The organism is Ornithinimicrobium pulveris (genome assembly GCF_050261105.1).
In the GTDB taxonomy this organism is placed as follows: domain Bacteria; phylum Actinomycetota; class Actinomycetes; order Actinomycetales; family Dermatophilaceae; genus Ornithinicoccus.
On record NZ_CP189837.1, the window covers coordinates 2,294,393 to 2,317,722 of the forward strand.

The window sequence follows — 23,330 nt, forward strand, 5'->3', positions numbered from 1 at the left end:
TGACCTACTGGCGGCGCGGCGGGTCGGGCAGGTGCTGGTGGTCCGGCGGAACCTCCATGTCCCGCACCACTGCCTCCCAGATCCTGCGGACTGGCTCTCCGTCGGTCAGCGCCTGATCGACAGTCCGACCACCCAGCGACCCCAGCATTTGCGTCGAGGCGACGACCGCGGCATACCCGCGACCGAACTCCTGTTCCATCAGCGCCCAGAACTCGCTCAACCGCATCCGACCAGCCTAACGGCGCTTACCCACCCATCAGCGCCACGACAACGAGCATCGCTGGCATGGCGAGCACCGTGGTGAGGAAGACGGCATTGCGGGCCACCGCCTCTCCCCTGCCGTACGCGACGGCGAGCAGGTAGACGTTCTGGGCCGTGGGCAACGTCGCCATCACCACCGCAGCCAGGACCTCGTGCGCGGCCAACCCCAGGATCGGCCCGGCGACCAGCCAGACGACCGCCGGCATGAGCACCAACTTCAGCGCAGCGACGATGCCCATGTCCAGCAGGCTGTCCCGGCCACGCGGCAGTGGCGATAGCCGCAGCGAGATGCCGAAGACGATGAGCATGCCGGGGATCGCCATCCCGCCGATCAGCTCCAGCGGCGCCTCGACCATCTCCGGGATCCGGACGCCGGTCAGCGAGACCGTCAGACCGAGCAGGCTGCCCACAGTCAAGGGGTTGGTGAAAGGCGCCCGCAGCAACCGCCCCCACGACACCCGCCCGCCCTGGCTGGAGTCCAGCATCGCCAGCCACAGCGGCTGCAGGATCGTGAGCTGCAGGAGCACGATCGGCGCCGCCCAACTCGCGTCGCCGAGCACGTAGATCGCGATCGGAACACCCAGGTTGTTGCTGTTCACATAGCTGACGCTCATCCCGCCCATCACCGACTGCGTCCACGTCCGGCTCAGCAGCGATCGGGCCAAGACGAGGTACACGATCGAGGTCACCACGATGCCCGCCACCGTGGCCACCAGGAAGCCCGAGAAGACCACCGAGGTCTCGGCTCGAGCGACGACCAGGAAGAGCAGCGCGGGCGAGCCGACCCAGAAGGTCAGCCTGGCCAGCACCTGCTGACCGGCCCGATCGAAGAGCTTGGTGTGCGCGATCAGCCAGCCGACCCCGACGACGACCGAGATCAACCAGAATCCCTGCAGGACGGCCAGCACATCTCTACGTTAGTCGTGCAGGTCTCGCTGCTAGCCTGCCAGGATGAGCGAATCGCGGGAGCGACCCGACAGCAGCGACTCGAGTCTGGACCCCGACTGGATCACCGGTGACGGTGGTCTGACTCGGGAGATGCTCGACCGCCGCCCGGTGGTCCCCCGCACCGTCGCCACCCTCTACGAAGGCCGTCCTGGCCTGAACCCGACCCAGGCGATCCGCGAGTTTTTGGACAAGATCACCCTCCAGGAGCGGCACGGCCACCTTCGCGTGGTCGACGACCTCATCGGCCTTCAGCGGCGGGTCGGCGACACCATCGAGCAGTACAAGGACAAGCTGCTCAACGCCGAGGCCCGCAGTGGCGCCACCGAGTCGGCCAAGTTCGGGATCGGGCAGTTCAACGGCGAGCGCGCGGTGGTGTATGTCGTGGACTGGGCCTTCTTCGCCGGTTCCCTCGGCGAGGTGGCCGGGGAGAAGTTCGTGCAGGCCGCCGAACTCGCCGAGAAGGAGAAGTTGCCCCTCGTGAGCATGGGCGCCTCCTCAGGTGTTCGCCAGCACGAGAACGTGCTGGGCCTGATCCAGATGCAGCGGATGGCCGCGGCCGCCAACAAGTTCCAGCACCAGACCAACCGCCCCTACATCTCGGTGCTCGCCGGCCAGGTCTGGGGCGGCATGTCCGCCAGCGCCGTCCCCGTCGCCGATCTGGTCGTGGCGCTCGAGGGCACTGACTACGGCTTCGCCGGCCGCCGCGTGATCGAGACCTTTGAAGGCAAGCAGGTGCCCAAGGGCATGCAGAGCGCTGAGGCCAACTACCTGGACCGCAATGTCGACGTGCTGGTCAAGGATGTCGATGAGCTGATCGACTTCCTGGGCCGGATCTTTGCCGCGAGCCGCTCGACGAACAAGATCAAGGTGGACCGGGAGCCCGCGGAACATCCCGTCCGCCCCAACGACGTCGTGGCCGGTGGGCGCGCCATGACTGCGGGTCCCGAAGGCTTCTCCGCGGCTCTGTGGGACCGGCAGGTCCCCGAGCAGACCGTGCAGGTCCCGCGCGACCGGCGCGACGGCGCGGGCAGCGACCTCGCGCTGCGCGAGGCTCTGATGGCCCGCTACAACGAGATCGCGGCCAGCGCCGGCCGGTTGGACACCGAGTTCTTCCTGCAGACCGTGTTCGACTCTGCGGTGCCGTTCTACAACCACGTCCGCTTCGAGGACGAGAAGAAGTACCCCAACGTCATCGCCGGCCTCGGGACGATCGGCGAGCAGAGCTTCATGGTCATCGGCGACCAGCCGTGCTACCGGATCTCGGCCGGATATGTCGGCAAGACCCCGCCGAACCCGAGCCCTGAGGACTTCGAGTACGCCGTGCGGATGATGGACGCGGCCGACCGCTGGGGCCTGCCCATCGTCTTCTTCACCGACACCCTCGGCGCCCTGCCGACGATGGCCGCCGAGCGGCGCGGGCAGTCTCGGGCGATCGCGCAGAGCATCAAGAAGTCGGCGTCCCACCCCTACCCGACCGTCTCCATCATCACCGGTGCCATGGGCAGTGGCGGTGGCCTGGCAACCACGCCCTTCGGGCGCGAGACGATCATGCTGGACTCGGCGCTGGGCTTCGTCTCCGAGCCGCGCTCGACCGCGACGATCCTCTACAACGAGGCCAACCCGACGGTGGACCAGGTCGGGATGACCCTGGAGACGATGAAGGCCTCGGCCGACGACCTGAAGGCCCAGGGGTTGGTCGACACGATCGTGCACGATGGCGATGACCCGTACGAGACCTCACGTGCGTTGAGGGCGGCCATCATCGAGGGCTACAACAAGCAGCACGGGCTGACCCCGCGCCGGCTGCGGCAGAAGGCCGACGAGCGGCTGCGCCCCCGCACCCTGGGCAAGTTGGCGACCGAGGCCCCGCCGGAGTTCCCGCAGATCGACGGGTCGCCGGGCTCGATCCTGCCGGAGTAGGGCCTGCTCGCACGAGGAAGCGCGTCAGGGGCCAGGGCCAGCACCAGCCCGGTGCCGAGGGGCGCGATCGCACCCGTCCAAAAGGCCGCTGCGAGCCTTCGTGGCGACCGGATCCGTCAGCTGGTCCACGCGCGCCAGAGCGCGGCGTACTCACCACCAGCCGCCATCAGTTCCTCGTGGCTGCCCAGCTCGATGATCCGGCCGTCCTGGACGACCGCGATCCGGTCGGCGTCGTGGGCCGTGTGCAGCCGGTGCGCGATCGCCACCACCGTGCGCCCGGTCAACAGCGCATTCATCGACCCCTCGAGGTGCCGCGCCGTCCTCGGGTCGATCAGCGAGGTCGCCTCATCGAGCACCAGGGTGTGCGGGTCAGCCAGGATCAGGCGCGCCAGCGCGACCTGTTGGGCCTGCGCCGGGGTGAGCACGTGGTTACCCGCCCCCAGCACGGTGTCCAGCCCTCGAGGCAAGGACCGCACCCAGGCGTCGGCCTCCACTGCGGCGAGCGCACGCCATACACCGTCCTCGCCGGACCCCTCACGCGCCAGCTCGACGTTGTCGCGCACCGTCCCACGGAAGACATGGTGCTCCTGGGTGACGAGCGCGACCTCGGTGCGCAGCCGCTCCAGCGGCAGCTCCACCAGCTCCACGCCGCCGACGGTGACCGAACCGGTCCGCGGACCGTGGATGCCGGAGAGCAGCCGGCCCAGGGTGGACTTCCCGGAGCCGGAGGGCCCGACCACGGCCAGCCGCTCCCCCGGCACCAGCGCCAGGTCGATCCCGTGCAGGACGTCATGACCCTCGCGGTAGGCGTAGCGCAGGTCACGCCCCACGAGTTCGGACCCGACCGGCTCGGCCTCCCCGGCCTCCCGGTCCGGTGGCACCTCGGCGATGCCGAGCAGTCGGGTGGTCGAGGCGATCCCGACCTGCAGCTCGTCAATGGTGCCGACGAGCCGGTCGAAGGGTCCGTAGAAGGTCTCGATGTAGAGCATGGCCGCCGTGATCTGGCCCAGCGTCACCCAGCCCTGGGTGTAGAGGATCGCGCCGACGACGAGAGTGATGACCCGCGGCATCGAGAACGCCATGTCCATCACCGCGAACAAGATGTTGCGCAGGAACAGGCCGTAGCGCTCGGCCTGCGCTGCCACCTCGATGTCGTCCTGGGCCGCCTTTCGCCGCTGCGCCTCCAGCCCGTAGGCCTCCACCGTGCGCACGCCCTCGACGGTCTCGGTCAGGGTGGTGTTGATCTGGGAGTAGGTCGCGCCCTCGAGCAGGTAGCAGGCGGGGGCCTCGCGCAGGTAGCGGTGCACCTGGTAGAGCGACAGTGACGCGGTGATGAGGGTCGGCAAGGCGAGGGCCCAGGCGTTGATGATCATCGCCACGCAGGTCAGCAGCACAGTGACGGTGCCGATGATGAACTCGGGTAGCGCCCAGCGGACCGCGCGGCTCATCGACCCGACGTCGCGCGTCACTCGGGTGACGAGGTCGCCGGTGCTGGCCGACTCGACGGTGCCCAGGGGCAGGCGCAGGACGGCACGGATGATGTGCTCGCGCGCCTCGGCCAGCACGCCCTGACCCAGGATGGAGGCCAGCCACTTGGCCAGGTAGGTCAGGACGGCCTGCGCGGCGAGCACCCCGGTGACGAGCAGCACGAACCTGGTCACCGTCCCACTCGCCGGCACGCCCCCGGCGTCCACCACGGAGTCGACCAGCTGACCAAGCAGCAACGGCACGGCGAGACCGGCCGCGGCGGCGAGCGCGTTGGCCAGGGTGACGACGGCCACCAGGCCGCCCCGGCGACGCAGCAGGCCGCCGACGTAGTCCACAACGGTGCGCGAGGTCGCCACCGGCAGCCCACGCTCGGGGTTGAGGGACCCGCGCATGTAGTCCCGCGCGCGAGTGCGTCGCAGGGCGTGCCGGCCCCAGAGCAAACTGTGGCGTTCGCGCAGGGTCACGCTGCCGGCGGGCGGTGGGCGCAGCTCCTGCGGGACGGCCGGCTGGGGCTGGCCGTGCTCGCGCCAGGTGCGCTCCGAGTCTTCGGCGAGGGCGCGGTCCAGGGTGGGCGTGTCGCTCACGTCGTCACCTCCTGCGTGGTCGCGTGGTCAGCGTGGGCTGCGCCATTCCGTCCCTGTATGCCGTCGCCCGAGTCTGATCCGCTGTCGCCCGAGTCCTCGCCGCCACGCAGCACGGTGCGGCGATAGCCGTCGTGGGCGGCCACGAGCTCGTCGTGGGTGCCCCTCGCCGCGACGGCGCCACCCGCCAGGAGGATCACCTCGTCGGCGTGGTGCAGCAGCAGGGGGGATGCCGTCATCACCACGGTGGTGCGTCCGGAGCGGTGTGCGGGCAGACGCTCGGCGATACGCGCCTCGGTGTGTGCGTCTACCGCCGAGGTGGGCTCGACGAGCACCAGGATGGGGGCGTCGCTGGCCAACGCGCGGGTGAGCACGAGCCGTTGCCGCTGACCGCCGGACAGACCCCGGCCGCGCTCGTCGAGGACGCCCTGCCAGCCGCCGGGCAGGATGTCGTAGACGTCCTCCGCGGCCGCCGCGTGCAGGGCCGCCTCCGCCTGCGACCGGGTGAGGCGCCCGTGGGGGTCGACCGCCCGCTGCAGGGTGCCGGCGAAGACATGGGCGGCGGTATCGCTCACCAGCACCGTCGCCCGCACCTGCTCCAGCGGCAGGTCGGACAGATCGATGCCGGACAGGGTCACGCCCCAGGGGCCGGTCGCCGCAGCGGTATCGGCCGCGGCCAGCTCTGCGCGCGCCGCCAGCCGGGCCAGCAGCGCCCGCTTGGCCGCCTTGCCGGTGGCTTCGTCATCCTCGTCCTCGGATCCGGCCACGGTCTGCAGGCTCGGCAGATATCGGCCCAGCCGGTCTGCGAGGGCGGCGCTGTCATCGGGCACGGCGCTGACCACCATCGTGAGCAGGCCGGGCCGGACGCGGACGCCGGACTGCTCGTCCACCAGATCACCGTCTGCCAGCGCGTCGTCCGACACCGGCAGGACACTCTCCTGCCCGTCGGCCTCCCGCCCACCGGTGTCCCGCCGCGGCCACGGATCGGGGCTGCCGAGCACCCCGATGGTCTTGCGGGCCGAGACGAAGGAGCGGGTGATCTGCTCGAAGGAGACGAAGACCACCCGGATCGGCTGGACCAGAAACAGCGCGTAACCAAGGAAGGTCACCAGCTGGCCGATCTGGAGCTCTCCTTCCCGCACCTTGTCCACCCCCATCGCCATCAGAGCCACCACGAACAGACCGGAGAGCAGCACACCGGCGGCTTCGACGAACGCGCCCCAGCCGCCGGCCTGCACCCCAGCCCGGCGCACACGCTGGCTCTGCGCCGCGTAGTTGTCACCGAAGATCCGCTCGCCACCGATGCCACGCAGGATCCGCAGGCCGGCGACGATGTCGGTCGCCATCGAGGTCAGCTCGGAGTCCCGCGAGCGCTCACGCGTCTGGGCCGCGGACAGCGGCTTGAGCAGGAAGCTCGAGACGACGACCAGCAGGGGCGCGACGAGCAGCACGACCAGGCCAAGGTGCACCGAGGTGCTGAGCACGATCGCTGCCACGACGACATACGCAATGAGGTTGCCCACCAGGCGCGAGAAAATCTCCACGAAGTGGCCGAACTGCTCGCCGTCGCTGCCGTTGACCGAGAGCACCTCGCCGGTCGGCGCTCGCCGCGGGAGCACGTGTCCCAGCCGGACGCCCTTGTTGGTGACCAGGCCGGTCTGCCCGTAGGCCGCGACGAGCCAGGAGCGCACGACCACCGTGTGGTAGAAGACGCCGCTGCTCGCACCCACGAGGGTGATGAGCAGGAGCACACCGGCCCAGAACCACACCCGGGAGCTGTCGTGCGGGACGATCCCCTCATCGATGGCTCGGCCGAACACCCACGGCGTCAGCGCCGTCGGCAGCATCCAGAGCAGGCTGCACAGGCAGGCAGCGATCACCAGGTCCCACTGCTGTCGCAGCACCCAGATCAGGAAGCGCAGCGGCGACCGGGTGTCTGGGGTCGACGCGTCGGACGAGCCTGGGGTCCAGGCCGTCACGGAAGGGGGAAAGTCACGCATGGCGTGCTGCATCGTATGCCCAGGTACTGACACTGGGCGACGGCTTTTCCGGCCGAGCCGTCGCGCGCGACCTCGTTCCGGGTCAGCCACCCGCCGTGACACAATGGCGAAGCACGACATCGCTGGCACACGAAGGCGCTGCACCACAACGCCACACCCCCCACAGATCTGGAGGACGCATGAGCACGCAGGACCTGGCCTGGTGGCAGAAGCTGCTCATCGCCCTGAAGCTGTGGCGCCCCACCTACCGCACCATGCACCACGAGCGCCGCGAGATGGAGCGCCCCCCGGTGCCCGCGGTGACCGGCAACTACGGCAACCGTCTCGATCTGACGAAGAAGCGCCGCACCGTGCCGCAGTCGGGCGACCGCTGACCCGACCTCTGTCGGTGCTCCGTGGCACAGTGACCGCGTGAGCCTGATCCTCGACGCCTTCTCCCCCGCCACGCGGGCCTGGTTCGAGGCCTCTTTCCCCGCCCCGACCGCCGCCCAGACCGGCGCCTGGGAGTCGATCAGCCGCGGCGACCACACGCTGGTCGTGGCGCCCACCGGCTCGGGCAAGACGCTGTCCGCCTTCCTCTGGGCGCTGGACCGGATCGTCGCCGAGCCGCGCACCGACCCCGACCTGCCCCGCTGTCGCGTCCTCTACGTCTCCCCCCTCAAGGCGCTGGCCGTCGACGTCGAGCGCAACCTTCGCTCCCCGCTGGTCGGCATCCGGCATGCCGCCGGTCGTCTCGACTTGCCCGCACCCAACGTCTCAGTCGCGGTGCGTTCCGGGGACACCCCGGCAGCCGAGCGCCGCGCCTTCGCCAAGGATGGCGCTGAGATCCTCATCACCACCCCCGAGTCGCTCTTCCTGCTCCTGACCTCCCAGGCACGCTCGGCCCTCACCGGCGTCGAATCGGTGATCATCGACGAGGTGCACGCGGTTGCCGGCACCAAACGAGGCGCCCACCTGGCGGTGACGCTGGACCGCCTCGACGCCCTGCTCGAGCGCCCCGCCCAACGGATCGGGCTGTCGGCAACCGTGCGCCCGGTCGAGGAGGTGGCCCGCTATCTCGCCGGTGGACGACCGGTCAGCACCGTCCAGCCTCCCTCCACCAAGGCGTGGGACCTGCAGGTCGTGGTGCCGGTGCCGGACATGTCCGACCCAGGCGCGACCGAGCTGCCGACCCCTGGCCGCTCCCCCACGACGGTCCCGGCCCAGCGGGCCACGACGCAGGACCGCGAGGAGGCACCGGATGACTGGCTGACCGGCCCCGGCCCGGTGCTGCCCGACCTCGACGGCGACGGAGAGGTCAGCGATGGCGACGTCTGGGCTCCCTCGACCGACCCCGAGGAGCGCGCCTCGATCTGGCCGCACGTCGAACGCAGGGTCGCCCGGCTCATCGAGGAGCACACCTCCACCCTGGTCTTCACCAACTCGCGGCGGGTCGCCGAACGCTTCACCTCCCGGCTCAACGAGGCGTGGGACGAAGGCGACGAGCAGGAGGAGCTGGGTCCACGGCATACGGGAGACTCTGGTCCACCGGCGCAGGTGATGGCGCAGTCCGGAGCCAGCCGCGGCGCTCCCCCGGCGCTGGCGCGGGCCCACCACGGCTCGGTGAGCAAGGAGCAGCGCGCGATCATCGAGGACGCGCTCAAGACCGGGCAGCTGCCCGCCGTCGTCGCCACCAGCAGCCTCGAGCTCGGGATCGACATGGGCGCCGTCGACCTCGTCGTCCAGGTCGCCAGCCCACCCAGCGTCGCCTCCGGCCTGCAGCGCGTGGGGCGCGCCGGACACCAGGTCGGCGCGGTGAGCGAGGGCGTCTTCTTCCCGACCCACCGGGCCGACCTGATCCAGACCGCGGTCGTGGTGGATCGGATGCGCGCCGGGATGATCGAGCGGCTGCGCGTGCTCACCAACCCGCTCGACGTGCTTGCCCAGCAGGTCGTGGCGATGGTCGCGATGGAGGACTGGAGCGTCACCGACCTCTTCGACCTGGTCCGCCGGTCGGCGTCCTACGCCGCGCTGTCCCGCCCGGTCTTCGAGGCGGTGCTGGACATGTTGGCCGGCCGCTACCCGGGCGAGGACTTCGCCGACCTGCGCCCCCGGATCGTCTGGGACCGCGTCACCGACACCCTGTCGGCGCGCCGCGGCGCTCAACTGCTCGCCGTCACCTCGGGCGGCACCATCCCCGACCGAGGCCTGTATGCCGTGATGCTGGCCACCGGGGACGGCCCGGGTCGGCGGGTGGGCGAGCTGGACGAGGAGATGGTCTATGAGTCGCGGGTCGGTGATGTCTTCACCCTCGGGACCACCAGCTGGCGGATCGAAGACATCACCCATGACCAGGTCCTCGTCACGCCCGCGCCGGGGCAGATCGGCCGACTGCCGTTCTGGAAGGGCGAGGCGCAGGGCCGACCGGCCGAGCTCGGTGCCGCGGTCGGCAGCTTCGTGCGAGACACGGCGGGGCGACCGAGCGAGGAGGCCCGCTCCGGCCTGCGGGAACGCGGTCTGGACGACTGGGCCGCCGACAACCTGCTGACCTACCTCACCGACCAGCGAGAGGCGACCGGACACCTGCCTGATGACCGCACGATCGTCGTCGAACGCTTCCGGGACGAGATCGGCGACTGGCGCGTCGTCGTGCACTCTCCGTGGGGCACGCCGGTGCACGCGCCGTGGGCACTGTGCCTGGCCGCGCGGATGCGGGAGCGCTACGGCACCGATGTGCAGGCGCTCGCGGCCGACGACGGGATTGTGCTGCGGCTGCCCGACCTGGGTGCCTGGGACGAGGAGAGTTCGGGCGGCGGGTCTGGCGCAGGAGGCACGTCCGATGCTGCCCAGCTGGATGCCGAGATCGCCGAGCTGCTCACCCTCGACCCCGACGAGGTCGCGGATCTGGTGACGCAGGAGATCGGTGGCTCGGCGCTCTTCGCCTCCCGCTTCCGCGAGTGCGCGGCCCGGGCGCTGCTGCTCCCCCGCCGCAATCCGGGCAAACGGCAACCCCTGTGGCAGCAGCGCCAGCGGTCGGCGCAGTTGCTTGAGGTGGCGGCGCGCTACCCGACCTTCCCGATCGTGCTGGAGGCGGTGCGGGAGTGCGTGCAGGACGTCTACGACGTGGGCGCACTCGTGGACCTGATGCGCAGGGTCTCCTCCCGCGAGATCCGGGTGGTCACGGTCGCCAGCCAGTTCCCCTCGCCCTTCGCGCGGTCGTTGCTGATGGGGTATATCGCGCAGTTCCTCTACGAGGGCGATTCGCCGCTCGCGGAGCGACGCGCGGCGGCGCTCTCCTTGGACCCCTCACTCCTGGCCGAGCTGCTCGGCCGCGGCGATGGGGCAGCGCTGCGCGACCTGCTCGACCCTGACGTCGTAGCCCAGACCCACGCCGAGCTCCAACGGCTCACCCCCGAGCGAGCGGCCCGCGACGCCGAGGACGTGGTAGATCTGCTCCGCGTGCTCGGCCCGCTCTCGGTGGCGGAGATCGCCGAACGCACCAGGGCGGAGTCCCGGGACGAGATCGAGGGCTGGGTCGCGCACCTCATCGAGACCCGCCGCGTGATCGAGGTGCGGATCGCCGGGCACGACCGGGTGGCCGACGTGCAGGACGCCGCCCGCCTGCGGGACGCGCTCGGGGTTGCGGTGCCGTTGGGCGTGCCGGCGACCTTCCTCGAGGGCGTGGAGGATCCGCTCGGGGATCTTGTCGTCCGCTACGCGCGCACCCACACACCGTTCACCGTGCCCGACCTGGCCGACCGCCTGGGCCTGGGAACCGCGGTGGTGCGCGACGCCATACGGAGGCTGGTCGGCAGCGGCCGCATGGTCGAAGGTGCCCTGGTCCCCCACGGCACCGGCGCCGAGGACGTGTGCGACGCGGAGGTGCTGCGGCTGCTGCGGCGGCGCTCGCTCGCCGCGCTCCGCCAGGAGGTGGAGCCGGTCGCCCAGCCGACCTACGCGCGCTTCCTGCCGCGGTGGCAGGGCGCCGCCGGACTGGCCCAGGGATCGGGTGGCGAGCGGCTGCGCGGGCTCGACGGCCTGATGCGGGCGGTCGAACAGCTCGCCGGCGCGCGGCTGCCAGCCTCTGCGGTCGAGTCGCTGGTGCTGCCAGCGCGGGTGCGCGACTACTCGCCGGCGCTCCTGGACGAGCTGATGAGCTCCGGTGAGGTGCTGTGGCAGGGGCACGGCCCCCTGCCCGGCGACGACGGCTGGGTCTCGCTGCACCTGGCCGAGACGGCGCACCTCACGATGAGCCCGCCCGAGGCGCCCTCTCCCAGCGTCGATGATGAGCCGGAGCGCTCCGCGGAGCACTCCTCCGCCGCAGGTCAGGTGCTTGACCTGTTCGAGCGCGTCCCGGGCGGTGCCTACTTCTTCCGCGCGCTCGCCGATGCAGTGGGGTCGACCGACGACCAGCGCCTCGTCCAGACGCTCTGGGACCTCGTCTGGGACGGGCGGGTGAGTGCGGACACCTTCGCCCCGGTGCGTGCCCTGCTCGCCGGAGGTCGGACCGCGCACAAGGCGCGTCGCGCGCCCGCGCGCCGCGGTCGGTTGTCCAGATCCTCCATCGCACTCGCGTCCCGTCCTGGCCGCCCGCCCCTGCCGACCCGGTCGGGCCCGCCCACCTCGGTCGGTCGCTGGTCCCTGCTGCCGGAACTGGAGAGCGACCCGACCGTGCGCGCGCTCGCGAGCGCCGAGCAACTGCTGGACCGGTATGGCGTGTTGACCCGCGGTTCGGTCGTCGCCGAGGGCATCCCGGGCGGCTATGCCGGGGTCTACCGGGTGCTCGCCTCCGCCGAGGAGGCCGGCCGGGTCCGCCGCGGGTATGTCGTGGAAGGGCTGGGCGCGGCGCAGTTCGGGACCGCGGGAGCGATAGACCGCCTCCGCGCGCTGGCCGGGGACCTCGAGCAGCCCGGACGGGAGGCCGAAGTGGTGCTGCTGGCGTCGACCGACCCGGCCAACCCCTACGGCGCGAGCCTGCCCTGGCCGGAGCGCGGGGAGGGCGAGGGCACGCACCGTCCGGGCCGCAAGGCGGGCGCCATGGTGGTCCTCGTCGACGGATCGCTCCTGCTCTACCTGGAGCGGGGCGGGCGCAGCGCCCTGACCTCGTCGGCCCCGACCCACCTCGTGGCCGAGCAGGTGTGGGCCGGCGTCGCGCAGGCGCTGCGCGAGGCTGTGCGCTCCGGCGCCCTGCGGGGGATCACGGTGGCCAAGATCGACGGTGCCTCCGCCCTGGGCTCGCCCTCGCCGCTCGCCGCCGCGCTCGTCGACGCGGGGTTCCACACCGCGCCGCAAGGGTTGCGGCTGCGCCGCTGAGACGGCCACCATCGCGCATGGTGATACACGCGGTGATACACTTGAGGTCATGCCCACCACCAAGCCGCGAGTTCTGGTCACCGAGACCGAGGAGCTGTCCGCTGCCCTGGCTGCTGCTCAGCGCGCGTGGCCGGAAGAGACGTCGCGGGCTCGGCTGCTGAGCCGGCTGGCCATCCAGGGCAGCCAGCAGTTGCCTGAGAGGTCGGTGGAGGCGCGCGCCCGACGGCGCCTGCAAGCCCTCGACAACCCGCCTCATCGGTTGCGGGGGCTCTTCCCGCCTGGCTCTCGGGAAGAACTGCGAGACGAGTGGCCGGAGTGATCGCCCTCGACGCCAGCGTGCTCATCGCCATCCTCGACGAGGACGACGCTCACCATGCGACAACCACGACCACGCTCGCCCGCTACAGCACAGAGGACTGGGCCGTCAGCGCCCTGACGCTGGCGGAGGTTCTGGTGCGTCCTGCGGGTGACGCAGATTCCGCGGCCGAGGCTGGGGAGCACCTCACCGAACTCGATCTCACCGTCGTCGACCTGCGCGACGTGGACGCCGAAGAGTTGGCCACCCTGCGCTCCCGCACGGGCCTGCGCATGCCGGACTGCTGCGTCCTCCTGGTGTCAGCGACCCACGGCGCTGCCATCGCCACGATCGACGAGGCGCTACGCCGTGCGGCCCTGGCACTGGGCCTGGAGGTCGTCGAGCTCTTGCCATGGCTGACCCCGGAGTAGATGCTGTCGTGGTGGATGTCCCTATCGCCGATGGGCTCACCGCCGAAGCCCTCGTCGTCGATGCGGCGAACGTGATCGGCTCGGTCCCTGATGGGTGGTGGCGCGACCGCCCGGGCGCGGCGGAGAGGCTGCACGCACACCTGACCTCGGCCGCCCTGCCGTACGAACGGGTGGTGCTGGTCCTGGAGGGGCAGGCCCGACGTGGGGTGGCCGCCGGCGATGGCTCTGGCATCACGATCGTGCACGCCCCCGGATCGGGCGACGACGAGATCGTCGAGCAGTGCCGCGCCCTCCTCAAGGACGGCCGTCAGGTCGCGCTCGCTACGGCGGACCGCGGTCTCATCGCGCGGGTCCTGGACGTCGACCCGGGCGTGCAGGTCGTCGGACCGCGCAGCGTCCGCGGCACCTGAGCACCGGCGCGAGGCTGTCAGCTGGCCGTCAGGCTCCCGGGCGCATCTCGTCCGGCACCTGCAGGGCGATGACCTTCCCCGAGGCGACCTCCTCGCCGTCCTCGCCGGCCTGCATCGTCAGCGAGACGGTCACCTTGCGGCCCTTGATCTCCTCGATCACCCCGCGCACCACCAGCTCGACGCCCATCGGCGTCGGCCGCTGATAGCGGACCTCCAGAGTGCCGGTGACGAACCGCAGCGCACCGTCGGCCTCGAGGTCCAGCCCTGCCTCCCGGGTCCCGGCCAGCGCCGCCGACCCGGTGCCCGAGCAGTCCAGCACCGCCGCGATCAGCCCGCCGTAGACGAACCCCGGCATCGCCGTGTGCTCCGGGCTCGGGGTGAACCGGGTGATCGTCCGCTCCCCCGGCTCGCCCTCCCACCGAGTCTTGAGCTGATGACCATGCTCGTTGCGGGCACCGCACCCGTAGCAGTACGCGGTGTCCTCCGGGTAGTGGTCCTGAACCGCTGGGCCCTGCATCGTTGCTGCCATCACCTCAACCTAGTCGATGGCGCTGCGCACCCACTGCCACATCCGCTGTCGGTCCACCTCGCTCGCAGCTTTCCATCCGAAGACAGCCGTGGGCCGCTCCCGTCGATCCATCCACAGGCCGCCGCCGGGCGGAGCGGGTGTGCTGGCGAGCAACCACACGGTCGTGTCAGTGCCGACGGCGGGGTCGCGCAGCACGGGCCCCATCACCCTCGCGAATCCGGGCAGTGACGCGGTGACACCCGGTGTCGCCGCCCACCCCGGGTGCATCGCAGAGACCACCCTCGGCGCCCATCGTTCAGCGAGAATCGGCAGCAGCTCGACCTGGGTCCGCTTGGACCGGGCGTACGCGCGCACCCCTGCGTACTCCCCCTCCCGATAGTCCGGATCGTCAACCGGTAGCGCCTGCGCATACATGCCGCCCGAGGTGACGAGGACCACCCGGGCGTCGGGCGCGAGGTGATCGAGGAGCAGGTCGGTCAGCAGAACCGGCCCCAGCACATGGATCGCCATCGTCAGCTCGTGGTTCTGCGCGGATTCGGTCCGGGTGACCGGCAGCGCTCCGGCGTTGTGCACTACTGCGTCGAGGCGGACGTCGGCCTCGCGGATCTGCGCGGCAACCTCCCGGACGCTGTCCAGGTCGGACAGATCGCACGTCCACACCGTGGCGGATCGCGGTAGCGCCTGGACCACCGCGTCGGCCTTCCCCGGATCGCGCACGACCAGGTGCACGTGCCCACCCAACTCGCTCACGCGCTCGGCCACCGCCGCGCCGAGGCCGGACGTCGCCCCGGTCACTGCCACGTGGGCACCGGCCAACGCACCGGGCGACGGGTCAGCCGGCCAGGTCGGCAGGCGGCGGCGCACGGCATACCCGATCGTGGAGAAGCCGGGGACGATCGTCCGGTCCAGAGCGGTGTCGACCAGACGCGCGGCAGCATGGCGCAGGCTCATCCGAGGAGCCTAGGCGCAGGCATTCCTCCCCGACGGCTCGGACGTGATCGAATGTGCCGGTGACCGCCCGCTCGACTCTCGGCGCCGCTCTTGCCGCGCTCGGCGCCGCCATGCTCTGGGGCACGACCGGCACGGCCCAGGCCCTTGGTCCGGACGGCTCGGATCCCGCTTCGGTCGGCGCCACCCGGGTCGCCCTCGGCGCCCTGGTGCTGGTGCTCCTCGCCCTGGGGTCCCGTATGCCGCAGCGCACCTCTCCCGGCGACCTCGCCCCACCCGCCGCTCCCGCGCGCCCCTCCGCTCCCCGCGCAAGCCTCAGCCTGCCCTCGCCCGCCCTGATCGCGATCGGCGGCCTGGCGGTGGCGACATACCAGGCCTGCTTCTTCCTGGGCGTGGCGCGCACCGGGGTGGCGGTGGGCACGGTCGTCGCGCTCGGCGCGGCGCCCCTGTTCACCGGGGTGCTCGGGCTCTTCCTGGGCGAGACGCTGAGCCGCCGGTGGCTGCTCGCGACCGCTGGCGCCGTGGTGGGCGTGGTCCTGCTGGTCGCCGGGTCGGGCTCGGGCGGCGCCGGGATCGATCTGCTCGGGGTGGTGGCGGCCCTCGGGGCGGGCGCCTCCTACGCGGGCTACACGATCACCGCCCGGGCCCTCCTGCTGCGGGGCGCGAACGGGCTGCGGGTGATGGCCACCTTCTTCACGATCGGGGCCCTGCTCCTGGCGCCTGCCCTGCTCAGCGCAGACCTGTCGTGGCTGTGGACGAGATCGGGGGTGCTGATGGTGCTCTGGCTGGGGGTGATCGCCACCGGCGTGTCCTACGTGCTCTTCCAGCGTGGGCTCGCCGGGCTGCCGGCCAGCACGGTGGCGACGCTGTCGCTCGCCGAACCGGTCACCGCCACCCTCCTCGGCGTCCTCGTCCTGCGCGAGCACCTGTCCTGGCTGACGGCGGTGGGCATCGTCGTGGTCGTGCTCAGCCTGCTGGTCATGGGCGTGCGCCGGCGTGCCCGCCCTGCCGTCCCGGAGCCCGTATGACGTCGCTGCCCACCCCCACTTCGTTCCAGCCGACACGACGCACCGGGCTCAACCGCACGCTCCTGCTTCAGCCGGGGCAACCCTGGCACGAGCAGCCCGCCGGCCGAGCCCTGGGCGCGACATCGCAGCTGCCGGATGACGCGTGGCTGGCGGGTCTGCGCCGACTGCTGCGGACGCTGACCGCTCCGCGGCCGGAGGATCGCGTAGCGCGGCAGGAGTGGTCGCCCGGTGACTCCAGTCCTGGTGAATGGGCGCGGTGGGCGCAGGTGGAGCGGATCGTGCTGTGCGGAGGGGTGGTGGCCCGTAGGAGGAGGGCGCTGGCTGACGCAGGGCAGGAGCTGCTTGGTGGAGGCTCGCAGATCGTGATCGCGCCCTCCCCTGCCGAGGCGTCACTGCGTGGCCTCGCGTCGCACCAGCTGGCAGGGCATCCCCCGGCCGATCCCGCGGATCACCCCGTGCTCCTCCTCGACCTCGGGCACACCGCGGTCAAGGCGGCCCTCTCACGACCTCGCGGCGAGGTCGGACGGGTGCACCGCCAGCCGGTGCCGTGGCAACCCTTCGACCTCACGACCTGGCCACCCGCGGCCGAACTCCTGTCCGTCATCGCCGCTGCTGCTACGGCGGCGGGCCAAAAGAATGCGTCGAGCGCGCGGGTCGCGATCGCCAACTACGTCGTCGATGGTCGGCTCGACGTGGACGATACGTACGGCCGCCTCGACGAGCTGGGTCCAGATCCTGCCGAGGCCCTCACCGACGCCCTCGGCCTGCCCGTGACCCTGCTCGTCAATGACGGCGCCGCCGCGGCGCTGGCCTGGACAGGCGGACCCCCGACTGCCGTAATCAGCATCGGGACCTCCCTGGGCGTGGGTTTCGCCGGGGGTGGGGATGCCTGAGGGTGATGCCGTCTGGCGGACCGCACGACGGCTGCACCAGGGCCTGGCCGGGCAAGTGCTCGTCGGCTCCGACCTTCGGGTCCCGGCCCACGCGACCGCTGACCTCGCGGGCCGACGCACGATCGAGGTCGTCCCGCGCGGCAAGCACCTCCTGCACCGGATCGAGGGCGACCTCACCGTGCACTCGCACCTGCGCATGGAGGGCAGCTGGCGGCTGCACCCGGTGGCGCGGCGGCACGCGCTGGGGACACGGCATACGGTCCGGGCGCTGCTCTGGACCGCCGAACGCGTCGCCGTCGGAGAGAGCCTCGGCATGCTCGACCTGGTCCGCACCTCCGAGGAGCACCGCGTCGTCGGACACCTCGGCCCAGACCTCCTCGATCCCCGGTATGACGCGTCCCTCGCCGTGGCCAACGTGCTGGCCGACCCCGCGCGCACCATCACCGAGGCCTGTCTCGACCAGCGCAATGTCGCCGGGATGGGGACCATCTTCACCGCCGAACCGCTCTTCGAGCTCGGGCTCAACCCGTGGACGCCCGTGGGTCACCTGCCGACCGAGACGATCGAGGACCTGCTGCACACGGCTCGGCGGATGCTGGTGCGCAGCGCCCGCGCCGGCCGGACCACCGTCACCGGGCACGCCGATGTCAACCAAGACGATGGCTTCGTGCACGGGCGGATGGGGCTGCCCTGCAAGCGATGCGGACAACCCGTGAGGCTGGCCCCGATCGGACGTCAGCCGCAGGAGCGGGTGATGTTCTACTGCCCCGTCTGCCAGGGCGGGCTCGCCCCGAACGACGACGGCGGGCGGCAGGCGCCGCTGGGCCACGGGAGGTCCGAGCGCCGAACGCGCTGAACAGCCACGCGCCCCTCAGGCCGCGCTGATGACCCGGCGGCCGCTGGCGTCCTTGACCACGCGGTGGCGGATCGGCTGCGCGAGGCCCTCGGTGAGCACCGCGGTCATCTGGTTCTGCGCCGCCTCGACCAGGCTGACCCGGTCGGCGACAGTGGACAGCATCTGGGACATCGGGACGTCCAAGGCCTTGCAGATCGAGGCCAGCAGCTCGGAGGAGGCCTCCTTCTCGCCACGCTCGATCTCGGACAGGTAGCCCAGGGAGCACTTGGCCGCGGCGCTGACCTCGCGCAGGGTGCGCCCCTGATCCCGCCGCGTCTCGCGCAGCACATCACCCAGCTCACGTCGCAGCAGCACCATGGTCAACTCCCTTCGCATCCTGTCTGTCGCGCGGCTCGCACGCGTTCGGTCGAACCGTTCTCCATCGGATCCACTACGTTACCTGTCGGCACCGACAGACCTGCCGCCAGCGTGTCGATCAGCAACTCCTGCGCCTCGTGCAAGGCTGCTGCCCGCACCTCGGCTCGGGACCCATGGAGGTGCAACGTTCGATGCGACCGGGCGTGTTCCCCGACGACAGCGAGGTGGACCGTGCCGGCCTCGTCCACGCCGCCCGAGCGCTCGTCCACCGCTGGCCCTGGGCCCGCTACCCCAGTCGTCGCCAAGGCCCAGTCCGCCCCCAGCGTCCGGAGCGCGCCCTGCGCCATCGCCACAGCGCACTCCGCCGACACCGCACCGTGACGAGCGAGCAACTCGGCCGGTACGCCGAGCGCGCTCTCCTTGACGTCCACGGCATACGCCACGATCCCGCCGCGGACCACGGCGCTGGCACCCGGGACGTCGACGATCGAGGCACAGACCAGTCCGCCGGTCAACGATTCCGCGGTGCCGACCGTCTCACCGCGCTCACGCAAGAGCGCGACAATGCGCTCGGCAGGCGTGGTCATCGCCGCGCGGTCTCCTCGGCAGCCGCGCTGGCCGGCCGCCCGAACGCTTGGCGCACGTAGTCGATGCCGGTCACCACTGTGACGATCGCGGCGGCATACATGACCCACAGGCCGAGGGTGCCGAGCACCGTCCCGAGCGGTGCGAGCATCAGGATCAGCCCGACCGCCTGCAGGACGGTCTTGAGCTTGCCACCACGACTGGCCGGGATGACGCCCCGCCGGATCACCACGAAACGCATCAGGGTGATCCCGATCTCGCGCACCAGGATCACGACCGTCACCCACCACGGCAGTTCGCCCAGCAGGGACAGACAGATGAGCGCTGACCCCATCAACGCCTTGTCCGCGATCGGGTCCATCAACTTGCCGAAGGCGGTGATCTGACCGTTGCGGCGCGCCATCGACCCATCGACCCAGTCGGTGATCGTGGCCACCACGAAGACGATCGTGGCCCACCACCGGTCGGCCCCGGAGTCGGACCCGGAGTCGGCCCCGCCATCGCGCATCAACAACCAGACGAAGACCGGCACCAGCACGATCCGCAGCATCGTCAGGGCATTGGGGATGTTGAAGGAGGAGACCGGCTTCACCTCCGGGACGGTGGCGATCTCCGGGCCGTCCGGGTCATGGGGACCGATCACGGGGCGAGGTCCTCCTGCTCGGGGATAGCGATCAGGTCGACGCCCTCGGTGGCCACGACCCGCGCAGTGACGATATCGCCAGGGGCGAGCTGCGGCATACCTCCCGCGCCGTCGACCAGATAGGTGACCCCGTCGACGTCCGGCCCCTGTTGCCCGGCCCGGCCGACCAGCCGCGGCTCGACCTCGTCCTCGTCATCCTCGGCGCCCTCGCCGCCCTCGATCTCCTCGACGAGCACCTGGACCAGGGTGCCGATCCGCTCCTCGGCACGTTGGGCGGTCAGCTCCTCGACCAGCGCCGAGACGCGGTCCACGCGGGAGGCGATCTCGTCCGCGTCCAGCTTGCCGTCCAGCCCCTCGGCCTCGGTGCCGTCCTCGTCGGAGTAGCCGAAGACCCCGACCACATCCAGCCGCGCCGCCTCCAGGAAGGCGATCAGCTCAGCGAGATCCTCCTCGGTCTCGCCGGGGAAACCGACGATCACGTTGGTGCGGATCCCAGCCTCCGGGACGGCGTCGCGGATCTGGTCCAGCAGCGCCAGGAAGGAAGCCCGGTCACCGAACCGGCGCATCCGACGCAGCAACGGGCCGCTCGCGTGCTGGAAGGAGATGTCGTAGTAGGGCACCACGCCGGGCGTGCTCGCCATGGCCTCGAGCAGGTCGGGGCGGATCTCGGCCGGCTGCAGGTAGGACACCCGCACCCGCTCGATCCCCTCGACCTGTGCGAGCTCGGCCAGGAGCGCGTCCACGAGCCGCAGATCGCCGAGGTCCTTGCCGTAGGAGGTGGTGTTCTCGCTGACCAGGAAGACCTCCTTGACGCCCCGCTCCCCCAGCCAGCGGGCCTCGGCCAGCACCTCCTGCGGGTCGCGGGAGACGAAGCTGCCGCGGAACATCGGGATCGCGCAGAACGAGCACCGCCGGTCGCACCCCGAGGCGATCTTCAGCGGCGCCCACGGGCGCTCGCCCAGGCGCGCGCGGACCACGCGTGGACCGCTGGCGGGCGCCGTCTCGGCGAGCTCCTGCTCCTCCTCGCGCAGCCGCTGCTGGTGGCCAGGCAGCGCGACGTCCGAGGAGGCCGTATGCCGTGCGGCTGGGGCGATCGGGAGCAGTCGCCGCCGATCGGTGGGCACGTGAGAGGCCGGGCGCTCGCCAGCCAGGATGCGTTGCAGGTGGCCGGACATGTCCGCATAGGAGTCGAAGCCAAGGACCGCGTCCGCCTCGGGCAGTTCGGCCGCGAGTTGCTCGCCATAACGCTCGGCCATGCAGCCGACGGCCACCACCTTCTGGGTGCGCCCGGTGGTCTTGAGGTCGTTGGCCTCGAGCAGAGCGTCGATCGAGTCCTTCTTGGCCTGCTCGACGAAGCCGCAGGTGTTGACTACGGCGACGTCGGCCTGCCCCGCGTCATCCACCAGGGTCCAGCCCTCAGCGGCCAGACGGCCGGCCAGTTCCTCGGAGTCGACCTCGTTGCGGGTGCAGCCCAGGGTGACGACGGCGACGCTACGGCTTTGCATGGGTTCGAGTGTAGGGCTGGGCCTGGGGACCCACGCGGGCCCAGTCCGGGCCGGTCCCCAGAAGCCACCCTCGGGCCCATGACCTGGAGCGATGCCGCTGACATCGTGGAAGGCATACCGAGGAGGACACCGATGAGGATGCCGATGGCCCTGGGACTGGTCATGACCACAGCACTGCTCGTCACGTCGTGCGGTCGGACCCCCTCCTCCACCGATCCGGTCGGGACAACCGGATCGACGGTGTCGGCGGGAGCTGCGGCGGAGGGGTCTGCAGCTCCCGTTGACACCACCTCCGCACCCGTGGACCGCCCCACCACCGCGACCGGTCCGATCGGCCCTGTCGAGGGTGGGGAACCCGGACTCATGCCAGAGGGAGACGGGTCCGCGCTCGCCGAGGTGCTACCGATCCTTGACCTGCCCCAGGAGTGGCGTCCTTTCCCACCGGACGGACCGCGCTACCGCACCGAGGTGTGCGGGGTGCAACTCGACCCGGTCCAGCCGGCAGACGCGGCGCAGCGTCGCTGGCACTTCAAGGACGCCCAGTTCCTCGAGTCCGAGGTGCACCTGTTCGCCTCTGGGTCGGACGCCGAGGAGGCCACCGCAGCTGCGCTCGACGCCACCGAGGCGGTGCGGGAATGCCCGGGGTATGGCGTCGCGGAGGACGGCAGCGAAGTGGCCTACGGCACCGGCGAGTATGACGTGACCATCACTCCCGTGGACGGCGCTCCTCAGGGATGGACAGCGTGGACAGAGACCACCGAACAGACGGGAATGGTGCGGCACATCGCCTTGGCACCGTTGCCCACCGGCTGGCACTGGACGTCGCACGTGGACCTGCTCGGGGGCGAGGGTCCGACACTTCTGCTGGAGACGCTGCCCACCTTGCCTGACCGGACCGAGGGCTGAGCGATGGACATCGGGGGGATGCGCCGGAGGATCGAGCGGGGGGCGTCGACGCTGGAGTACCTCGGCGTGCTCGTCGTCGGCGTGCTCGTGGTCACCGGTCTGGTCCTGGCCGCCCCGGGCTGGGGTGGATCGATCGCCGCAGCCGCCGATCGGGCGATCTGCCAGGTCACCAGCTTCGTCGGTGGCAGCGGTTGCGCACAGACCTCGATCTCCGGCCCGCACGAGGCCTCCGACGGCAGCACGGGAGATCCCTACCGGGACCGGCGCTGGACGCGAGACGAGGTCACCGGGGGCAACTTCGTCTTCATCGGGGATAGCTATGGGTCGGGCGAGGGCGCCCGGGACTACGACCCCGAGACCGACCGGACCGGGGAGAACACCTGGTGGGATGACCTGCTCAGGCGAGACCCCGGCGCCCGGAACATGTGCCACCGCTCCGACAATGCGTCATACCACCGGATCAGCGAGGGCTGGTTCAGCGGACAGAACTCGACCTTCGGTGCCTGCTCGGGCGCGCGGACCGGGGACTACTGGGACGAGACCCAAGGCAATGACGAGCCTGCTCAGCGCGACCACCTCGACTCCGACACGTCGCTGGTCGTGGTGAGCATGGGGGGCAACGACATGCAGTTCGCTGATGTCCTGCAGTCCTGTGCGCCGGTCGGCGGAGGTCGTGTCGACAACTGCATGGGCCACTGGGACGACCCTCAGGTCCCGGGTGACCCGTCGAGCAGCCGGTGGGAGGAGAACCTGACCGCCCTCTTCGGCGATGAACCCGGAGGCGGCTCGCTCGGCGCTGTCTATGACGACATCCGCAACCAGACCGGCGACAACGCGCACGTGGTCATCGTGGGTTACCCGCGCATCTTCGATGAGAACTATGACGGGATCGTCTTCTCCAACGAGGAGGCGATGTGGATGAACGGAAAGGCAGACCTGCTCAACGCCCGACTGCGCGCCCACGCCGAGCACTACGGCTTTACCTTCATCGACCCGACCGAGGCCTTCGCTGGCAATGGCGTCGGCAGCGACGATCCGTGGATCCTCACCTTCGGGTTCTGGGGCGACCACCGGGCCCAGCCCCCCGAGGCCTACCACCCCACCGCGCGCGGCCAGGAGGAGATCGCCCGCCTGATCGACGAGTACCTCGCCACGCTGCCCTGAGGCGTGCAGCGGGACTCCGTACAGTGTCGCCATGAAGACCACCTGGGCAATCGCGGTCCTGGTCCTGGCCCTCCTGCTCGTGCTCGAGTCGTGGGCGAGCGGCTATCTGCCCGGCGACCCGGACGGCGTGGCGACGCGGATGCGCAATGTCATCTCGCTCGGGGGCATCGCGGCCGGGCTCGGGGCGGCCTCATTTCTGCCGATCGGGATGCTGCGCTACGCCGTCCTCGCACTGGCCACGCTCGCAGTGCTGGCGGCCCTGGCCTATCGGCTCGAGGTGATCTGACCTT

The 23,330-nt window shown here is 71.1% G+C and carries 22 protein-coding genes; 12 read left to right on the plus strand and 10 right to left on the minus strand.

The genetic code is table 11. The features are described from left to right. Nucleotides 1–4: 4 nt before the first annotated feature. Together ACQBAT_RS10725 and ACQBAT_RS10730 are read right to left on the minus strand one after the other, a co-directional pair. Nucleotides 5–226 carry a DUF3046 domain-containing protein gene (locus ACQBAT_RS10725; protein ID WP_420748770.1) on the minus strand — a complete coding sequence of 74 codons (222 nt, stop codon included), beginning with the start codon at nucleotides 224–226 and terminating at the stop codon, nucleotides 5–7. Between the two features lie 19 nt (nucleotides 227–245). Next, on the minus strand, nucleotides 246–1,169 hold the full coding sequence (locus ACQBAT_RS10730) for an AEC family transporter (RefSeq protein WP_420748769.1): 924 nt from the start codon (nucleotides 1,167–1,169) through the stop codon (nucleotides 246–248). Between the two features lie 43 nt (nucleotides 1,170–1,212). Between ACQBAT_RS10730 and ACQBAT_RS10735 the strand changes: the two genes are divergently transcribed. Then, nucleotides 1,213–3,129 carry a carboxyl transferase domain-containing protein gene (locus ACQBAT_RS10735; RefSeq protein ID WP_420748768.1) on the plus strand — a complete coding sequence of 639 codons (1,917 nt, stop codon included), beginning with the start codon at nucleotides 1,213–1,215 and terminating at the stop codon, nucleotides 3,127–3,129. Nucleotides 3,130–3,245: 116 nt separating this feature from the next. Here ACQBAT_RS10735 and ACQBAT_RS10740 read toward each other — a convergent pair whose 3' ends face one another. Both ACQBAT_RS10740 and ACQBAT_RS10745 read right to left on the minus strand, forming a co-directional pair. Next, nucleotides 3,246–5,009 carry an ABC transporter ATP-binding protein gene (locus tag ACQBAT_RS10740; protein ID WP_420748773.1) on the minus strand — a complete coding sequence of 588 codons (1,764 nt, stop codon included), beginning with the start codon at nucleotides 5,007–5,009 and terminating at the stop codon, nucleotides 3,246–3,248. 188 nt (nucleotides 5,010–5,197) lie between these two features. Continuing rightward, on the minus strand, nucleotides 5,198–7,198 hold the full coding sequence (locus tag ACQBAT_RS10745) for an ABC transporter transmembrane domain-containing protein (RefSeq protein WP_420748767.1): 2,001 nt from the start codon (nucleotides 7,196–7,198) through the stop codon (nucleotides 5,198–5,200). Nucleotides 7,199–7,377: 179 nt separating this feature from the next. Here ACQBAT_RS10745 and ACQBAT_RS10750 point away from each other — a divergent pair, with 179 nt between their 5' ends. The 5 genes from ACQBAT_RS10750 to ACQBAT_RS10770 are packed head-to-tail and all read left to right on the plus strand — an operon-like array spanning nucleotide 7,378 to nucleotide 13,626. Next, nucleotides 7,378–7,572 carry a hypothetical protein gene (locus ACQBAT_RS10750; protein WP_420748766.1) on the plus strand — a complete coding sequence of 65 codons (195 nt, stop codon included), beginning with the start codon at nucleotides 7,378–7,380 and terminating at the stop codon, nucleotides 7,570–7,572. Nucleotides 7,573–7,609: 37 nt separating this feature from the next. Then, entirely contained in the window at nucleotides 7,610–12,490 is a 4,881-nt protein-coding gene (locus tag ACQBAT_RS10755) for an Lhr family ATP-dependent helicase (protein WP_420748765.1), read from the plus strand. A gap of 49 nt (nucleotides 12,491–12,539) precedes the next feature. After that, nucleotides 12,540–12,809, plus strand: a complete 270-nt coding sequence (locus ACQBAT_RS10760) for a hypothetical protein (protein WP_420748764.1) — start codon at nucleotides 12,540–12,542, stop codon at nucleotides 12,807–12,809. Beyond that, on the plus strand, nucleotides 12,797–13,216 hold the full coding sequence (locus ACQBAT_RS10765) for a type II toxin-antitoxin system VapC family toxin (RefSeq protein ID WP_420748763.1): 420 nt from the start codon (nucleotides 12,797–12,799) through the stop codon (nucleotides 13,214–13,216). Before ACQBAT_RS10760 ends, ACQBAT_RS10765 begins: the two co-directional genes overlap by 13 nt. Beyond that, nucleotides 13,198–13,626 carry a hypothetical protein gene (locus ACQBAT_RS10770; RefSeq protein ID WP_420748762.1) on the plus strand — a complete coding sequence of 143 codons (429 nt, stop codon included), beginning with the start codon at nucleotides 13,198–13,200 and terminating at the stop codon, nucleotides 13,624–13,626. Before ACQBAT_RS10765 ends, ACQBAT_RS10770 begins: the two co-directional genes overlap by 19 nt. Before the next feature lie 28 nt (nucleotides 13,627–13,654). Here ACQBAT_RS10770 and ACQBAT_RS10775 read toward each other — a convergent pair whose 3' ends face one another. Together ACQBAT_RS10775 and ACQBAT_RS10780 are read right to left on the minus strand one after the other, a co-directional pair. After that, a complete protein-coding gene (locus tag ACQBAT_RS10775; protein ID WP_420748761.1) occupies nucleotides 13,655–14,155 on the minus strand; it encodes a PaaI family thioesterase in 501 nt (166 codons plus the stop codon). Nucleotides 14,156–14,164: 9 nt separating this feature from the next. Continuing rightward, complete coding sequence (locus tag ACQBAT_RS10780; RefSeq protein ID WP_420748760.1) at nucleotides 14,165–15,106, minus strand: SDR family NAD(P)-dependent oxidoreductase; 942 nt, start codon at nucleotides 15,104–15,106, stop codon at nucleotides 14,165–14,167. A gap of 59 nt (nucleotides 15,107–15,165) precedes the next feature. Between ACQBAT_RS10780 and ACQBAT_RS10785 the strand changes: the two genes are divergently transcribed. Genes ACQBAT_RS10785 through ACQBAT_RS10795 form a run of 3 tightly spaced genes read left to right on the plus strand, consistent with a single transcriptional unit; the run spans nucleotide 15,166 to nucleotide 17,880 of the window. Next, on the plus strand, nucleotides 15,166–16,131 hold the full coding sequence (locus ACQBAT_RS10785) for a DMT family transporter (protein WP_420748759.1): 966 nt from the start codon (nucleotides 15,166–15,168) through the stop codon (nucleotides 16,129–16,131). After that, on the plus strand, nucleotides 16,128–17,024 hold the full coding sequence (locus ACQBAT_RS10790) for a hypothetical protein (RefSeq protein ID WP_420748758.1): 897 nt from the start codon (nucleotides 16,128–16,130) through the stop codon (nucleotides 17,022–17,024). Before ACQBAT_RS10785 ends, ACQBAT_RS10790 begins: the two co-directional genes overlap by 4 nt. Then, a complete protein-coding gene (locus tag ACQBAT_RS10795; protein WP_420748757.1) occupies nucleotides 17,017–17,880 on the plus strand; it encodes a DNA-formamidopyrimidine glycosylase family protein in 864 nt (287 codons plus the stop codon). The genes ACQBAT_RS10790 and ACQBAT_RS10795 overlap by 8 nt, the downstream gene beginning before the upstream one ends. Before the next feature lie 15 nt (nucleotides 17,881–17,895). On the opposite strand, the gene ACQBAT_RS10800 is transcribed toward ACQBAT_RS10795, so the two are convergent. From ACQBAT_RS10800 to rimO, 4 genes are read right to left on the minus strand one after another with little or no spacing between them, the layout of a single operon-like run. After that, entirely contained in the window at nucleotides 17,896–18,237 is a 342-nt protein-coding gene (locus tag ACQBAT_RS10800; RefSeq protein ID WP_420748756.1) for a helix-turn-helix domain-containing protein, read from the minus strand. Nucleotides 18,238–18,239: 2 nt separating this feature from the next. Then, nucleotides 18,240–18,824, minus strand: coding sequence for a CinA family protein (locus tag ACQBAT_RS10805; protein ID WP_420748755.1), 585 nt, complete (start codon nucleotides 18,822–18,824; stop codon nucleotides 18,240–18,242). Then, on the minus strand, nucleotides 18,821–19,465 hold the full coding sequence (gene pgsA, locus ACQBAT_RS10810) for a CDP-diacylglycerol--glycerol-3-phosphate 3-phosphatidyltransferase (protein WP_420748754.1): 645 nt from the start codon (nucleotides 19,463–19,465) through the stop codon (nucleotides 18,821–18,823). Before pgsA ends, ACQBAT_RS10805 begins: the two co-directional genes overlap by 4 nt. Continuing rightward, the gene (rimO, locus tag ACQBAT_RS10815; RefSeq protein ID WP_420748753.1) at nucleotides 19,462–20,970 is read right to left on the minus strand and encodes a 30S ribosomal protein S12 methylthiotransferase RimO; all 1,509 of its coding nucleotides are present in this window, start codon (nucleotides 20,968–20,970) and stop codon (nucleotides 19,462–19,464) included. The genes pgsA and rimO overlap by 4 nt, the downstream gene beginning before the upstream one ends. A gap of 78 nt (nucleotides 20,971–21,048) precedes the next feature. Between rimO and ACQBAT_RS10820 the strand changes: the two genes are divergently transcribed. Genes ACQBAT_RS10820 through ACQBAT_RS10830 form a run of 3 tightly spaced genes read left to right on the plus strand, consistent with a single transcriptional unit; the run spans nucleotide 21,049 to nucleotide 23,326 of the window. Continuing rightward, nucleotides 21,049–21,876 (plus strand): hypothetical protein, encoded by an 828-nt coding sequence (locus ACQBAT_RS10820; protein ID WP_420748752.1) that lies wholly within the window; start codon nucleotides 21,049–21,051, stop codon nucleotides 21,874–21,876. A gap of 18 nt (nucleotides 21,877–21,894) precedes the next feature. Then, a complete protein-coding gene (locus ACQBAT_RS10825; RefSeq protein WP_420748751.1) occupies nucleotides 21,895–23,040 on the plus strand; it encodes an SGNH/GDSL hydrolase family protein in 1,146 nt (381 codons plus the stop codon). 31 nt (nucleotides 23,041–23,071) lie between these two features. Further along, a complete protein-coding gene (locus tag ACQBAT_RS10830; protein ID WP_420748750.1) occupies nucleotides 23,072–23,326 on the plus strand; it encodes a hypothetical protein in 255 nt (84 codons plus the stop codon). Nucleotides 23,327–23,330: the final 4 nt, after the last annotated feature.